12 protein-coding genes are annotated in these 14,422 nt (G+C 67.7%); 9 read left to right on the forward strand and 3 right to left on the reverse strand.

Annotation, left to right across the window (positions count from 1 at the left end; genetic code table 11):
* Positions 1 to 23: 23 nt before the first annotated feature.
* From NQZ70_RS37445 to tnpC (NQZ70_RS37480), 8 genes are all read left to right on the forward strand, one after another.
* The gene (locus NQZ70_RS37445) at positions 24 to 1,388 is read left to right on the forward strand and encodes a hypothetical protein (RefSeq protein WP_129578510.1); all 1,365 of its coding nucleotides are present in this window, start codon (positions 24 to 26) and stop codon (positions 1,386 to 1,388) included.
* A 361-nt stretch (positions 1,389 to 1,749) separates the two neighbouring features.
* Positions 1,750 to 2,091: an IS66 family insertion sequence element accessory protein TnpA gene (gene tnpA / locus NQZ70_RS37450; RefSeq protein WP_129572539.1), complete on the forward strand. Its 342-nt coding sequence runs from the start codon at positions 1,750 to 1,752 to the stop codon at positions 2,089 to 2,091.
* Positions 2,092 to 2,438: 347 nt separating this feature from the next.
* Positions 2,439 to 2,780, forward strand: coding sequence for an IS66 family insertion sequence element accessory protein TnpA (tnpA, locus tag NQZ70_RS37455; RefSeq protein ID WP_129572539.1), 342 nt, complete (start codon positions 2,439 to 2,441; stop codon positions 2,778 to 2,780).
* Complete coding sequence (gene tnpB, locus NQZ70_RS37460; protein WP_129572538.1) at positions 2,777 to 3,148, forward strand: IS66 family insertion sequence element accessory protein TnpB; 372 nt, start codon at positions 2,777 to 2,779, stop codon at positions 3,146 to 3,148. The genes tnpA (NQZ70_RS37455) and tnpB (NQZ70_RS37460) overlap by 4 nt, the downstream gene beginning before the upstream one ends.
* A gap of 126 nt (positions 3,149 to 3,274) precedes the next feature.
* A complete protein-coding gene (gene tnpC / locus NQZ70_RS37465; RefSeq protein WP_237245644.1) occupies positions 3,275 to 4,870 on the forward strand; it encodes an IS66 family transposase in 1,596 nt (531 codons plus the stop codon).
* A 484-nt stretch (positions 4,871 to 5,354) separates the two neighbouring features.
* The gene (locus NQZ70_RS37470) at positions 5,355 to 5,768 is read left to right on the forward strand and encodes a helix-turn-helix domain-containing protein (RefSeq protein ID WP_129575099.1); all 414 of its coding nucleotides are present in this window, start codon (positions 5,355 to 5,357) and stop codon (positions 5,766 to 5,768) included.
* Complete coding sequence (gene tnpB / locus NQZ70_RS37475) at positions 5,765 to 6,109, forward strand: IS66 family insertion sequence element accessory protein TnpB (protein ID WP_165374362.1); 345 nt, start codon at positions 5,765 to 5,767, stop codon at positions 6,107 to 6,109. Before NQZ70_RS37470 ends, tnpB (NQZ70_RS37475) begins: the two co-directional genes overlap by 4 nt.
* A 257-nt stretch (positions 6,110 to 6,366) precedes the next feature.
* Positions 6,367 to 8,409, forward strand: coding sequence for an IS66 family transposase (tnpC, locus tag NQZ70_RS37480; protein ID WP_165374004.1), 2,043 nt, complete (start codon positions 6,367 to 6,369; stop codon positions 8,407 to 8,409).
* An 827-nt stretch (positions 8,410 to 9,236) separates the two neighbouring features.
* Here tnpC (NQZ70_RS37480) and tnpC (NQZ70_RS37485) read toward each other — a convergent pair.
* The 3 genes from tnpC (NQZ70_RS37485) to NQZ70_RS37495 form a co-directional block, all read right to left on the reverse strand.
* Positions 9,237 to 11,279: an IS66 family transposase gene (tnpC, locus tag NQZ70_RS37485; RefSeq protein ID WP_165374363.1), complete on the reverse strand. Its 2,043-nt coding sequence runs from the start codon at positions 11,277 to 11,279 to the stop codon at positions 9,237 to 9,239.
* A gap of 256 nt (positions 11,280 to 11,535) precedes the next feature.
* The gene (gene tnpB / locus NQZ70_RS37490; protein WP_165373740.1) at positions 11,536 to 11,880 is read right to left on the reverse strand and encodes an IS66 family insertion sequence element accessory protein TnpB; all 345 of its coding nucleotides are present in this window, start codon (positions 11,878 to 11,880) and stop codon (positions 11,536 to 11,538) included.
* Positions 11,877 to 12,290 carry a helix-turn-helix domain-containing protein gene (locus NQZ70_RS37495; RefSeq protein ID WP_129572567.1) on the reverse strand — a complete coding sequence of 138 codons (414 nt, stop codon included), beginning with the start codon at positions 12,288 to 12,290 and terminating at the stop codon, positions 11,877 to 11,879. Before NQZ70_RS37495 ends, tnpB (NQZ70_RS37490) begins: the two co-directional genes overlap by 4 nt.
* A gap of 250 nt (positions 12,291 to 12,540) precedes the next feature.
* Here NQZ70_RS37495 and tnpC (NQZ70_RS37500) point away from each other — a divergent pair, with 250 nt between their 5' ends.
* A complete protein-coding gene (gene tnpC, locus NQZ70_RS37500) occupies positions 12,541 to 14,136 on the forward strand; it encodes an IS66 family transposase (RefSeq protein ID WP_237245701.1) in 1,596 nt (531 codons plus the stop codon).
* Positions 14,137 to 14,422: the final 286 nt, after the last annotated feature.

A 14,422-nucleotide genomic window follows, 5' to 3' on the forward strand; every position in this document is an offset into this window, starting at 1 on the left:
CAATTCCAGCAAGAGGCAGTGCAATGGGTTCCGTGCTTTACGATTTCCTGTCCGAGAGCATGCTGTTCGATGACGCCAGCATTGGCGATAGATTCGCGCGCTATACCGACGCCGAACTCAGGAGGGAACTCAACAGATACCGCCAGCATTGCCTGGAGCATCTCGCCGAGCTGCGCAACGAGTTGCCCTCCAGCTCACACAACACGGTCGTCTTCTCCGGTCAAGACCGGCCCTCGATCGAGCAATTGGTCCGTACCGGTCTCTACGTCGAGTGTCACGTGCTGGACGATCCGTTGTTCGAGGCGACTCATGAACCTAGCCAGATGGGCCAAGAAATGGTCAAGACCATTGGCATCTCAAACGCCAAAGTGGATCGTGTCCGTCTGTGCGAGGCTCTTCGCTTTCTGCGCGACGCTACGCCTATGGTTGCCGCTGACTACGTGAAGCTGTTGCCGGTTAGTCGCATCTACGAACCGCCCAAAGATATCGAGTTACACTACTCCGAGCAGTACTTCAGTGATGCGCTGCCGGAAGCGGTTCTCAAGTTCTTCCACGAGCACGCCCGAGTTCGTTCGGTCTTTCGCGCAGACGTGGGATGGGTCGTGAGCCCCACCCTTCAGCCCAGCCGCGGGATCTACGTCACGTTTGATGGTCACCATGTGAATAAGGGAATGATCTACCACCTCCACGAGATGGAGGTGCAGCGCGTTGATGCCGACACCAAGAAGATGCATATTTCTATGCATCTACCCACCACTCCGCCGGACCCCGCATACTTTGATACCTGGGTATATCAATCCATCAACCAGACCGCGCGACACGTACACAACAATACGCTTGCAGAATTTGCAATGAGCGCGGAGTGCGGGGCGCTGTATCTCACGCAGTCAAAATTCACATTCGAGTTGCTTCGATTGCTCGGCGCACAGACCGGCGGAAGCGCCGGATACGCTGCAAGCTCGTTGCTCAACCTTGACCTGCCGATCTTGGATGGCATCGACGCAGAGACCATCATGCGAGTTCGAGCGCAAGACGGTGAAGCATTCCAGAACTTCCGTAACGCTCTCGAGCGCGGCCTGGCCGAAGCGCGACTCGAAGATGACCCCGAAAAGCTGAAAACAAAAACGGAGAGCCTCGTACGAGAACTCATGGTTATCAAGGCGGACGAAGTAGACCGTCAGCTTGCGTCGTTCAGGAAAACCGCGTTGGCTGAGGCTTCCATTGCCCTGGCGGCGATGGTCGGTGTAGTCTGCGCGAGTGGGGCAGCTGCGGGAGTGAGCCTTCTTGCATATGCGGCCGCTCTTTTTCAGGGATTCAAGACGTATACGGATTACAAGCGACAATTGAGATCTAATCCGGCGTTCTTCTTTTGGCAGTTGAAGCGCTGAGGCTGCTTTGGGAGGCCCAACAAGCCGTTGGTGCACGACGGTCCGGGCAGCCTCGCTCCGCTCGGCAGCCCGAACCACGGCACAGCGGTCAGTCGTTCGGCGGACGCGAACCGTCGCGTCTTGGCGCGACTGTCCCCGGGGCCGGCTTGCGGAGAGATGCACCTCATGCGCGACTCGGGCGCAAATTTGTCATGAGCGGCCGCGTTCGGAGTTCGCGACCAGCTCCGGGGCCCTGTCGATTCGGTCGTGCCAGGCTGTTAGCGCTACCGGTAGATGATCGGTGGCCCCACGTACGCGTTCTGCGGACCCCATCCTGTCTTCGAGCCTCTGCGCCGCTTAGAAACCGGCGCTGGAGGTGTCGATGGACGAGAGCACACGCACCTGGCGCGACCGCGTGGCGCGCTGGCACAAGAGCGGGCACTCCGCCCGCGTGTTCGCGGAGCAGGAGGGGGTCAACGCCGGCACGCTGTACTCCTGGAGCCGCCGGCTGGGCATGAAGCGGAGCGAGTACCGGCAGCGCTCGGAGAAGGCGGCGCTGCCCGCGCTGCTGCCCGTGGTCGTCGCCCCGGCAGGAGCCAGGACGCCCTCGTCGAGCGCGGCGCTGGAGATCGTCTTTCCGGATGGTGCGGTCATCCGAGTCCCGCCGTCGTTTGACGAGGACACGCTGGCACGCGTTGTTCGTGCGCTCGGGGGGGCACGATGATCCCGGGCCGCGTCGCAATCTACGTGGCCACCGAGCCGCTCGACTTGCGCCGGTCCTTCGATGGTCTTGCTGCCGTCGTGTAGCCGCTCCGCAGAGCGCGTTCTGAAGCGAGCTTGTGGAAGGCGGCCCCGTGCGTAGAGTCGCGGTGCGATGACGGAGCGACGGAGCGGGGACGCAGGCGTCGAAGTCCCGAGCCTGATGACGGCGGTGCTGAAGCTGTCCGCGCCGCATGTCGCGTGGCAAGGCCGCGAGGACGTCCCCGCCCGCGCGAAGGGGGTACGCGTTCTGCGGACCCCATCCTGTCTTCGAGCCTCTGCGCCGCTTAGAAACCGGCGCTGGAGGTGTCGATGGACGAGAGCACACGCACCTGGCGCGACCGCGTGGCGCGCTGGCACAAGAGCGGGCACTCCGCCCGCGTGTTCGCGGAGCAGGAGGGGGTCAACGCCGGCACGCTGTACTCCTGGAGCCGCCGGCTGGGCATGAAGCGGAGCGAGTACCGGCAGCGCTCGGAGAAGGCGGCGCTGCCCGCGCTGCTGCCCGTGGTCGTCGCCCCGGCAGGAGCCAGGACGCCCTCGTCGAGCGCGGCGCTGGAGATCGTCTTTCCGGATGGTGCGGTCATCCGAGTCCCGCCGTCGTTTGACGAGGACACGCTGGCACGCGTTGTTCGTGCGCTCGGGGGGGCACGATGATCCCGGGCCGCGTCGCAATCTACGTGGCCACCGAGCCGCTCGACTTGCGCCGGTCCTTCGATGGTCTTGCTGCCGTCGTGCGCGAGGTGCTGCGGCAGGACCCGCTCTCCGGAGCGTTGTTCCTCTTTTTCAACCGGGCAGCCGACCGTGTGAAGGCCCTGTGGTGGGACCGCAGCGGATACTGCCTTCTCTACAAAAGGCTGGAGCGCGGGACGTTTCGCGCTCCGCGTGCGGTCACGCCGGGAGCCACGAGCGTCGTCATCGACGCGGCGGAGCTGGCGAAGATCCTCGAAGGCATCGCCCTTCCACCTTCGAAGCTGCGGCGAGAGGTTCGCCTCGCCGCGGCTTCATCGCCTCCGGCCCCCTGATCGGACACGACAGCCTCGCGCTCTCACGCGCAGCGCCCATCGCCGCATTCCCGCCAGAGCCCATCATTTTCCTGCAACAACCCCTTCAAAAAGCGGCGATCCACAAGGTATCACCGCGTCGTGAGCATGTCGGTCGAAGAGCAGATCCACGAGCTGAAGGACAAGCTCGCGCGCGCCGCCCACGAGCGGGACGAGTACCGTAAGCTCTACGAGCTCGCCAGTATCGAGCTGGAGCGGCTTCGCCGACACATCTTCGGCCAGAAGGCCGAGCACGTCGACCCCGGGCAGATGCAGCTCGCCTTCGACGCGATCCTACAGATGCTCGCGGGCGCAGGTGCGCCGCCCGACGCGGGCCCAGCCAGCTCGCCGCAGGGCGGTGGCGCAGCACCAAGCGGCTCATCCGGAGGCGGCGACAAGGGGCGCATCGTCCGCCCGCACGGACGGCAAAAGCTGCCCGAGCATCTGCCGGTCGAGCGCATCGAGCTGTTGCCGCCGGAGGTGCAGGATGAGCGCGCAACCGCACTTGTCCGCATCGGCGAGGAGGTGTCGGAGACGCTGGAGTGGCGGCCCGCGAGCTTCGTACGGCTGCAGATCGTCAGGCCGAAGTTCGCGGTCAAGGGCGAGCCCGAGCAAGGCATCACCATCGCAGACGTTCCCGACAGCCCTATCCCACGCTGTCTCGCCGGCCCGGGCTTGCTCGCCCACGTGCTCGTGAGCAAGTACGCCGACCACCTGCCGCTTCACCGGCTGGAGAAGATGTTCGAGCGGTGGGGCCTTCACCTCTCGCGCTCGACGCTGTGCGGCTGGGTCGCCTCGTGCGCCGACAAGCTCAAGCTCATCGTCGCGGCCATGGCCGACGACGCCCTGAGCGCGCATTGCATCGCCATCGATGCCACGGGCGTGCTCGTTCAGGCGAAGGACAAGTGCCGGCGGGGCCACTTCTGGGTCCTGGTGGCGGACCGAGATCACGTCCTGTTCCGCTTCACGCCGCACCACAATCAGGGTGGTCCCAAAGCGTTCCTGCGCGGCTACAAGGGCTATGTCCAGGCGGACGCATCGAATGTGTACGATTTGCTCTTCCGCACCGAGCAGGTGACCGAGGTCGGTTGCTGGGCTCATTGCCGCAGGCACTTCTTCGAGGCGATGAGCTCCGACCGGGAGCGGGCGACGACGGCCATCGGCTTCATTCACCAGCTCTACACCATCGACAAGGCGACCAAGGAACAGCCTCCGAGCCGTCGAACGGAGCAGCGTCGGAAGGCCGCCGAGCCCGTGCTCGATGCGTTCCGCGGGTGGCTGCAGGCGCAGGACCTGCTCGTGCTGCCGAAGAGCCCCATCGCCATCGCCGTCGGCTACGCGCTCAACCAGTGGGCCGCGCTCACCCGCTTCCTCGACGATGGTCGGCTCCGTCTGGACAACAACCGGAGCGAGCTCGAGCTTCGCAGAGAGGCCGTCGGCAGAAAGAACTGGATTTTCGTCGGCAGCAACGACGGCGCCGAGTGGAACGCCACCATCGTCTCGCTCATCGCCTCCTGTGCGCTGCACGGCATCGAGCCCTGGGCTTACTTGCGCGACGTGCTCATCCTGCTGCCCACTTGGCCGCCCGAGCGTTTCATTGAGCTCGCTCCCAAGTCCTGGAAGCAGACCCTCGAGCACGCCGATGCTCGGCAGCGGCTCGCGGCCAGTCCGTGGCCCCGCGCGCCGGCTGCGACGCCCAGCTGATCGCGGCTCCCCCTCGTCGGCCACCGCCGCCTCCTTGCCGGCCGCCGGGCGTGCTGCTCGCCGGCCTGGGCGTGCTGGCGCGACCTCGTCGACGACGCTCGCCCTGTCGGCGCGTGGCGTCCGGCACCTTCTCGGCAACGCCGGCTCCGGAGCAGCATCGGCCGCTCTCGGCTTCGTCGTGCGCCGGCGGACGACCACGCTGGCCGCGGCGCCGGGGGCCATCGGGCCTTCCGCTCGCTGCCGGTCACCGCCACGCTTTTCCGTAGGCCGCTCTCGCTCTCGCATCGCACCGCGAATCTACGGCGCCTGCCCGCACCCCGCGAGAATGGGGTCTACAGCACGGATACCGAAGGGGCGCCCGCGTCGCGCGGCCGGCCAGGAGTAGCCGCTCCGCGGACCGCGTCTTTTCCCTAGCCAGCTTCGGTTGCACGCTACGCGACGTCTGATGAGGGCCGCGCCCTCGCCGAGCGAAGAGGAGCGAGCGATGCCAGGAAGCAGGGAGCTGGTGCAGCTGCGTGCAGAGATGTCGAGGTATCGAGAGCAGAAGAGCCGTGGGAAGTACCCGAGCGAGCTGCGGGAGCGAGCCGAGGCGTACGCCAAGGAGCGTTCCCTCGCGGGGGCGACGCCGACCGAGATCGCCACGGAGCTCGGTGTCCACAAGATGACCGTCGACCGATGGGTAGCTGGCGGTGAGCGCGCAGAGGAGGGTGCGTTGCCAAGAGCCACCCATGCGGCTCAGCATGTTCCGTTTCTCCCCGTCGTGGTGCGCCCGGAGCGCCGAGAAGCGCCGCCTGTGCGGCTCAACGTCGCATTTGCCGATGGGACGCGGATGCAGGTATGTGGGATAGGCGCGCGCGACCTCGTGGATGCGATCGAAGCGCTGCGGAGGGGACGGTGACCCCCGCGACGATAGCCGTCTATCTGGCGGTCGGTCCAGTGGACTTGCGTGGCGCATTCGACCGGCTCGCCGCGATCACCCGGCAGGTGCTGTGCCTGGACCCGGCCAGTGGCGCGCTGTTCTTGTTCCTCAACAGGAGGCGCAACCGGCTAAAAGCACTTTGGTGGGACCGCAACGGATATACGATTCTGTATAAGCGTCTCTCGAAGGGTGCGTTTGCTCTGCCCTCGTTCACCGAGGCCGACGGCAAGTGTATCGAGCTGTCAGCACAGGACTTCGCGCAGCTGCTCGCCGGTCTACCCGTGGAAGAGCTGGCAAGCCGCCGCCGGCTGGTCCACTGAGGCGTCTGCGCCGGCGCTCGTTCACCACGCTGCCGGCGCCAGCGCGGCCCGATGGCGGCCGGCGCAGCCGGATGCGGGGATGGAGCAGGGCGCGAGCTGCATCGCGCCCGAAGACCTCGCGGGAGCGCGGCGCCGATGGCGCACCACGACTGCCCTGCATTCCCGTCTTCGGCGAGAGATTCTCATCGAAAGTAGCGACAAGTCGGCTGCATAAGGTACTTGTCAAGGGCAAGCGGAGGGGGCATCCATGGCGCGCCTTGACCTCGACGACACGATCCGGTGAGACCGCGCTGCCGCAGTCGGCGGAGCCAGAGCGCCTTGACGGTGCGGCGCTCGTGCTCGGCTACCTCCAGGCCAGGGGACAAGCCCAGGGGAGCCCCGCCGACCCCGGGTCGGCGGTCGACGCGCTGCTCCGGCGGGTGCAGGAGCTCGAGGCGAGGCTGGCCGAGCTCTCGACGGCGGAGCAGCAGGCCCACGAGCTCGCTCGCACTGTCGAGTCGCTCAAGGCGTACAATCAACAGCTGCAGGAGACGATTCGGACCTTGGAGATCGGGTTCCGGCGACACGTCTCCGAGCAGGTCTCGCCTGACCAGCTGCGGCTTTCGCTGGCCGGCGCGCCAGGCGCCTGTCCGGCTCCAGCTTCGTCGCAGACCGAGCACTGCGCCTCGCCCGATGCGGACCCGAGCGACGGTAGCAACCAGCCGCCGGGCCCCGCGAGCGCGCCGGAGCGCGTGGCGGCGGCAGAGTCCTCCTCCGGCTCGGATCCCGGAGGTGGCAAGCGAGCCAAGCGCCACGAGCACGGGCGCCGTCGCATCGGTGTCATCCCGAGGGTGGTCATCGAGTCGCTGCCGCCGGAGGTGCTGCTCAAAGGCATCGAGCGCTTCGAGCGTGTGGGCGCCGAAGACAGCTCGGTCATCGGCTACCGGCGTGGCGGCCCCATCGAGATCGTCACGCGTCGCCCCAAGTACGTGGCCAAGGCGGAGGCACCGGCGGCGAGCAGCGGAGCTGAAGAGGAGCCGGCTCCTTCGCCAGCCGGTGGACCGGCCTTCACGCACGAGCTGGACGAGCCGCTGCTCGTGCGAGAGCACGAGCTCCTGGGGATCCCCGCGGACACGGGCTTCAAGCAAAGCCCCTTCGTCGACGGCGTCCTCGTACGCTACACGCCCGAGTCGGATGCTGCGCAGGACAGCGGCGGACCGGTGAAGATCGCCGCGCTGCCGGAGCGCCCGATCGACAGGTGCCTTGCTGACCCGAGCCTCTTGGCCCACCTGTTCGTCCACAAGCTCGACTACCACATGCCCTACTACCGGCAAGAGGTGGAGTCGGATCGCCACGGCTTCCGCATCGGCCGCGGCAACATGACACGCTGGCAGTACGATTGCGGTGGCATCGCGATGCGCATCGCCGATGCCATGTGGAGCAACGCGCTCTCGCGGTCGTGGTTCGCCATGGATGCGACGGGCACCGCCATCCGGGCCAAGGACAAGCACCGCTATGGGCATGTCTTCGTCCTGGTCGCGCCGGGCGATGGGGTGCTGTTTCGCTATACACCGACGTACGACGGCCCCACCGTCGCGAAGCTCTTCGGCGGCTACCAGGGGACGCTCGTCGCCGATGCCTCGGCCAACCACAACGTGCTGTTCGGGCCGGGCAAAGCGCGCGAGGCCGGCTGCTGGAGCCATGCACGAAGGCGCTTCTTCAAGGCGTTCAAGGCCGGGGCGGGCACGGAGGCGGCGTTCGCGCTCCAGGCCATCCAGGCGCTCTTCCGCGTCGAGGAGGAATGCGCCCTGTGCAGCCCGGACGAGCGTCTCGAGCTCCGGCAGCGCGAGTCCGCACCGCTGATTGAGAAGCTCTTCGCCTGGGTCGAGGCGCAGCGGCAGGTCGTCCCGGAGCATTCGCCGTTGCGCGAAGGGCTGGTCTACCTGCACAACCAGAGGGAGGCGCTCTGCGAGTTCCTCTCCAACGGGGAGATCCCCATCCACAACAATGCCAGTGAGAGGGCTCTGCGCCGCGTCGTCAAGGGGCGGCGCAACTGGCTCTTCCACGGCAGCGACGAGCATGCTGTCCGGGCGTGTGCCATCACGTCGCTCATCGCGACCTGCCAGATGCACGGGCTCGACCCCGAGCTGTACTTGCAGGAGATCCTGACCGTGGCTCCCAGCTATCCGCTCAGTCGCATCCTCGACCTGAGTCCCAACAACTGGGTCGCGACGCGACAACGCCTCATCGCCGAGGGGCGGCTCAAGTACCTGGACCTGGCTCGGATCACCGGCTCGCGGCTCGCCTTCCGCGACCGCTGATCGCGCCGCGTCGTCCGCTTCCGTCGCGCCCACAGCGCTCGTCGCGTCCGGAGCGGCCGAGTCAGGCGCGCGTCCTTTCCGCGTCCGCGCCGAGGTGCGTCGGCGCGTCGAGCCGGTGCTGTCGTCGCTTCGTCCCGCCACCGTCGAGCTCGTCTTCGCGGGGCGCCTTCGGGTCGCTTCGCTTCGGCGCTGCTTGTCCGCGCCTCGGGTCGGCCGCCGTTCGCCCACCTCGTCCGCGGACGGCTGGGCGGCGCTCTTGCGGCGCCGCACGCCTGTGGCCTCGGCAGATCCCGCGCGCTCCTCCTGCCCGGCCGCGCCACGCGGGCGCCCCTTCGCGCGGGCGGGGGCGTCCTCGCGGCCTTGCCACGCGACATGCGGCGCGGACAGCTTCAGCACCGCCGTCGTCAGGCTCGGGACTTCGACTCCCTCCTCCCCGCTCCGTCGCTTCGTCATCGCACCGCGACTCTACGCACGTGGCCGCCTTCCACAAGCACGCTTCAGAACGCGCTCTGCGGAGCGGCTACGGCCAGGAAGAGCGCGCGGGAGCAGCCGAGCCCGCAGGCGTGGGGCGCCGCAAGAGCGCCGCCCAGCCGTCCGCGGAGCAGGAGGGCGGACGGCGGCCGACCCGAGGCGCGGACAAGCAGCGCCGAAGCGAAGCGACCCGGAGGCGCCCCGCCACGACGAGCTCGACGGCGGCCGGGCGAAGCGACGACAGCACCGGCTCGACGAGCCGACGCACCTCGGCGCGGAAAGGACGCGCGCCGGCCTCGACCGCTCCGGACGCGACGAGCGCTGTGGGCGCGGCGGATGCGGGCGACGCGGCGCGATCAGCGGTCGCGGAAGGCGAGCCGCGAGCCGGTGATCCGAGCCAGGTCCAGGTACTTGAGCCGCCCTTCGGCGATGAGGCGTTGTCGCGTCGCGACCCAGTTCTTGGGACTCAGGTCGAGGATGCGACTGAGCGGATAGCTCGGAGCCACGGTCAGGATCTCCTGCAAGTAGAGCTCGGGGTCGAACCCGTGCATCTGGCAAGTCGCGATGAGCGACGTGATGGCACAAGACCGGACAGCGTGCTCGTCGCTGCCGTGGAAGAGCCAGTTGCGCCGTCCCTTGACGACGCGGCGCAGAGCCCTCTCGGAGGCATTGTTGTGGATGGGGATCTCCCCGTTGGAGAGGAACTCGCAGAGCGCCTCCCTCTGGTTGTGCAGATAGACCAGCCCTTCGCGCAACGGCGAATGCTCGGGGACGACCTGCCGCTGCGCCTCGACCCAGGCGAAGAGCTTCTCAATCAGCGGTGCGGACTTGCGCTGCCGGATCTCGAGGCGCTCGTCCGGGCTGCACAGGGCGCATTCCTGCTCGACGCGGAAGAGCGCCTGGAGGGTCTGGAGCGCGAACGCCGCCTCCTTGCCCGCCCCGGCCTTGAACGCCTTGAAGAAGCGCCTTCGTGTATGGCTCCAGCAGCCGGCCTCACGCGCCTTGCCCGGCCCGAACAGCACGTTGTGGTTGGCCGAGGCGTCGGCGACGAGCGTCCCCTGGTAGCCGCCGAAGAGCTTCGCGACGGTGGGCCCGTCGTACGTCGGTGTATAGCGGAACAGCACCCCATCGCCCGGCGCGACCAGGACGAAGACATGCCCATAGCGGTGCTTGTCCTTGGCCCGGATGGCGGTGCCCGTCGCATCCATGGCGAACCACGACCTCGAGAGCGCGTCGCTCCAGATAGCATCGGCGATGCGCATCGCGATGCCACCACAATCGTACTGCCAGCGGGTCATGTTGCCGCGGCCGATGCGGAAGCCGTGGCGATCCGACTCCACCTCTTGCCGGTAGTAGGGCGTGTGGTAGTCGAGCTTGTGGACGAACAGGTGGGCCAAGAGGCTCGGATCGGCAAGGCACCTGTCGATCGGGCGCTCCGGCAGCGACGCGATCTTCACCGGTCCGCTGTCCTCCGCAGCGTCCGACTCGGGCGTGTAGCGTACAAGGACGCCGTCGACGAAGGGGCTTTGCTTGAAGGACGTGTCCGCGGGGATCCCCAGGAGCTCGTGCTCCCGCACGACGAGCGGCTCGCCGCGCTCGTGATTCAAGGCCGGCCCGGCGGCTGGCGAAGGAGCCGGCGCCTCTTCAGCTGCGCTGCTCGCCGCCGGTGCCTCCGCCTTGGCCACGTACTTGAGGCGACGCGTGACGAGCTCGAGGAGGCCGCCACGCCGGTAGCCGATGCTCGAGCTGTCTTCGGCGCCCACACGCTCGAAGCGCTCGAGGCCTTTGAGCAGCACCTCCTGCGGCAGCGACTCGATGATCACCCTCGGAATGACACCGATGCGGCGGCGCCCGTGCTCGTGGCGCTTGACTGGCTTGCCACCTCCGGGATCGGAGCCGGAGGAGGATTCTGCCGTCCCCGCGTGCTCCGGTGGGCTCGCGGAGCCCGGCGGCGGGCCGCTGGCCTCGCCCGGGTCCACTTCGGGCGCGGCGTCGACGCTCTCGGCCTGCGACGAAGTCGGAGCCGGACAGGCATCTGGCTCTCCGGCCAGCGAAAGCCGCAGCTGGTCAGGCGAGACCTGCTCGGAGACGTGGCGCCGGAATCCGATCTCCAGGGTCCGAATCGTCTCCTGCAGCTGTTGATTGTACGCCTTGAGCGACGCGACGGTGCGAGCGAGCTCTTGGGCCTGCTGCTCCGCCGTCGAGAGCTCGGCCAGCCTCGCCTCGAGCTCCTGCACCCGCCGGAGCAGCGCGTCGACCACCGACGCGGGGCCGGCGGGGCTCCCCTGTCCTTGTCCCCTGGCCTGGAGATAGCCGAGCACGAGCGCCGCGCCGTCAAGGCGCTCTGCCTCCGTCGACTGCGGCAGCGCGGTCTCACCGGGGCGTGTCGTCGAGGTCAAGGCGCGCCATGGATGCCCCCTGCGCTTGCTCTTGACAAGTACCTTATGCAGCGAAAATTCGCTGTTTTCGATGAGAATTTCTCGTCGAAGGCGGGAATGCAGGGCCGCCATGGTGCGCCATCGGCGGCGCGCTCTCGCGAGGTCTTCGGGCGCGATGCAGCGCGCGCCCTGCTCCATCTCCGCATCCGGCTGCGCCGGCCGCCATCGGGCCGCGCTGGCGCCGGCAGCGCGGTGAACGAGCGCCGGCGCAGACGCCTCAGTGGACCAGCCGGCGGCGGCTTGCCAGCTCTTCTACAGGCAGACCGGCGAGCAGCTGCGCGAAGTCCTGTGCTGACAGCTCGATACACCTGCCGTCGGCCTCGGTGAACGAAGGCAGAGCAAATGCACCCTTCGAGAGACGCTTATACAAGATCGTGTATCCATTGCGATCCCACCAAAGGGCTTTGAGCCGGTTACGCCTCCTGTTGAGGAACAAGAACAGCGCGCCGCTGGCCGGGTCCAGGCACAGCACTTGCCGGGTGATCGCGGCGAGCCGGTCGAACGCACCACGCAAGTCCACTGGACCGACCGCCAGATAGACGGCTATAGTCGCGGGGGTCACCGTCCCCTCCGCAACGCTTCGAGTGCTTCCACGAGCTCGCGCGCGCCTATCCCACATACCTGCATCCGCGTCCCGTCGGCAAACGCGACGTTGAGCCGCAAAGGCGGCGCCTCGCGGCGCTCCGGGCGCACCACGACGGGTAGGAACGGAATCTGCTGAGCCGCCTTGGGGGCTCTTGGCGACGCACCCTCGTCTGCGCGCTCACCGTCAGCCACCCATCGGTCGGCAGTCATCTTGTGGACACCGAGCTCCGTGGCGATCTCGGTCGGTGTTGCCCCCGAGCGGGAGCGCGCCTTGGCGTAGGCCTCGGCTCGCTCCCGCAGCTCGCTCGGGAATTTCCCACGGCTCTTCTGCTCTCGATACCTCGACAGCTCTGCACGCAGCTGTACCAGCTCCCTGCTTCCTGGCATCGCTCGCTCCTCTTCGCTCGGCGAGGGCACGGCCCTCATCTGGCGTCGCGTAGCGTGCAACCGAATCTGGCCAGGGGAAAGACGCGGTCAGCGGAGCGGCTACTCATCGCCTCCGGCCCCCTGATCGGACACGACAGCCTCGCGCTCTCACGCGCAGCGCCCATCGCCGCATTCCCGCCAGAGCCCATCATTTTCCTGCAACAACCCCTTCAAAAAGCGGCGATCCACAAGGTATCACCGCGTCGTGAGCATGTCGGTCGAAGAGCAGATCCACGAGCTGAAGGACAAGCTCGCGCGCGCCGCCCACGAGCGGGACGAGTACCGTAAGCTCTACGAGCTCGCCAGTATCGAGCTGGAGCGGCTTCGCCGACACATCTTCGGCCAGAAGGCCGAGCACGTCGACCCCGGGCAGATGCAGCTCGCCTTCGACGCGATCCTACAGATGCTCGCGGGCGCAGGTGCGCCGCCCGACGCGGGCCCAGCCAGCTCGCCGCAGGGCGGTGGCGCAGCACCAAGCGGCTCATCCGGAGGCGGCGACAAGGGGCGCATCGTCCTCCCGCACGGACGGCAAAAGCTGCCCGAGCATCTGCCGGTCGAGCGCATCGAGCTGTTGCCGCCGGAGGTGCAGGATGAGCGCGCAACCGCACTTGTCCGCATCGGCGAGGAGGTGTCGGAGACGCTGGAGTGGCGGCCCGCGAGCTTCGTACGGCTGCAGATCGTCAGGCCGAAGTTCGCGGTCAAGGGCGAGCCCGAGCAAGGCATCACCATCGCAGACGTTCCCGACAGCCCTATCCCACGCTGTCTCGCCGGCCCGGGCTTGCTCGCCCACGTGCTCGTGAGCAAGTACGCCGACCACCTGCCGCTTCACCGGCTGGAGAAGATGTTCGAGCGGTGGGGCCTTCACCTCTCGCGCTCGACGCTGTGCGGCTGGGTCGCCTCGTGCGCCGACAAGCTCAAGCTCATCGTCGCGGCCATGGCCGACGACGCCCTGAGCGCGCATTGCATCGCCATCGATGCCACGGGCGTGCTCGTTCAGGCGAAGGACAAGTGCCGGCGGGGCCACTTCTGGGTCCTGGTGGCGGACCGAGATCACGTCCTGTTCCGCTTCACGCCGCACCACAATCAGGGTGGTCCCAAAGCGTTCCTGCGCGGCTACAAGGGCTATGTCCAGGCGGACGCATCGAATGTGTACGATTTGCTCTTCCGCACCGAGCAGGTGACCGAGGTCGGTTGCTGGGCTCATTGCCGCAGGCACTTCTTCGAGGCGATGAGCTCCGACCGGGAGCGGGCGACGACGGCCATCGGCTTCATTCACCAGCTCTATACCATCGACAAGGCGACCAAGGAACAGTCTCCGAGCCGTCGAACGGAGCAGCGTCGGAAGGCCGCCGAGCCCGTGCTCGATGCGTTCCGCGGGTGGCTGCAGGCGCAGGACCTGCTCGTGCTGCCGAAGAGCCCCATCGCCATCGCCGTCGGCTACGCGCTCAACCAGTGGGCCGCGCTCACCCGCTTCCTCGACGATGGTCGGCTCCGTCTGGACAACAACCGGAGCGAGCTCGAGCTTCGCAGAGAGGCCGTCGGCAGAAAGAACTGGATTTTCGTCGGCAGCAACGACGGCGCCGAGTGGAACGCCACCATCGTCTCGCTCATCGCCTCCTGTGCGCTGCACGGCATCGAGCCCTGGGCTTACTTGCGCGACGTGCTCATCCTGCTGCCCACTTGGCCGCCCGAGCGTTTCATTGAGCTCGCTCCCAAGTCCTGGAAGCAGACCCTCGAGCACGCCGATGCTCGGCAGCGGCTCGCGGCCAGTCCGTGGCCCCGCGCGCCGGCTGCGACGCCCAGCTGATCGCGGCTCCCCCTCGTCGGCCACCGCCGCCTCCTTGCCGGCCGCCGGGCGTGCTGCTCGCCGGCCTGGGCGTGCTGGCGCGACCTCGTCGACGACGCTCGCCCTGTCGGCGCGTGGCGTCCGGCACCTTCTCGGCAACGCCGGCTCCGGAGCAGCATCGGCCGCTCTCGGCTTCGTCGTGCGCCGGCGGACGACCACGCTGGCCGCGGCGCCGGGGGCCATCGGGCCTTCCGCTCGCTGCCGGTCACCGCCACGCTTTTCCGTAGGCCGCTCTCGCTCTCGCATC

The organism is Sorangium sp. So ce836 (assembly GCF_028553905.1).
Classification (GTDB): domain Bacteria; phylum Myxococcota_A; class Polyangia; order Polyangiales; family Polyangiaceae; genus Sorangium; species Sorangium cellulosum_D.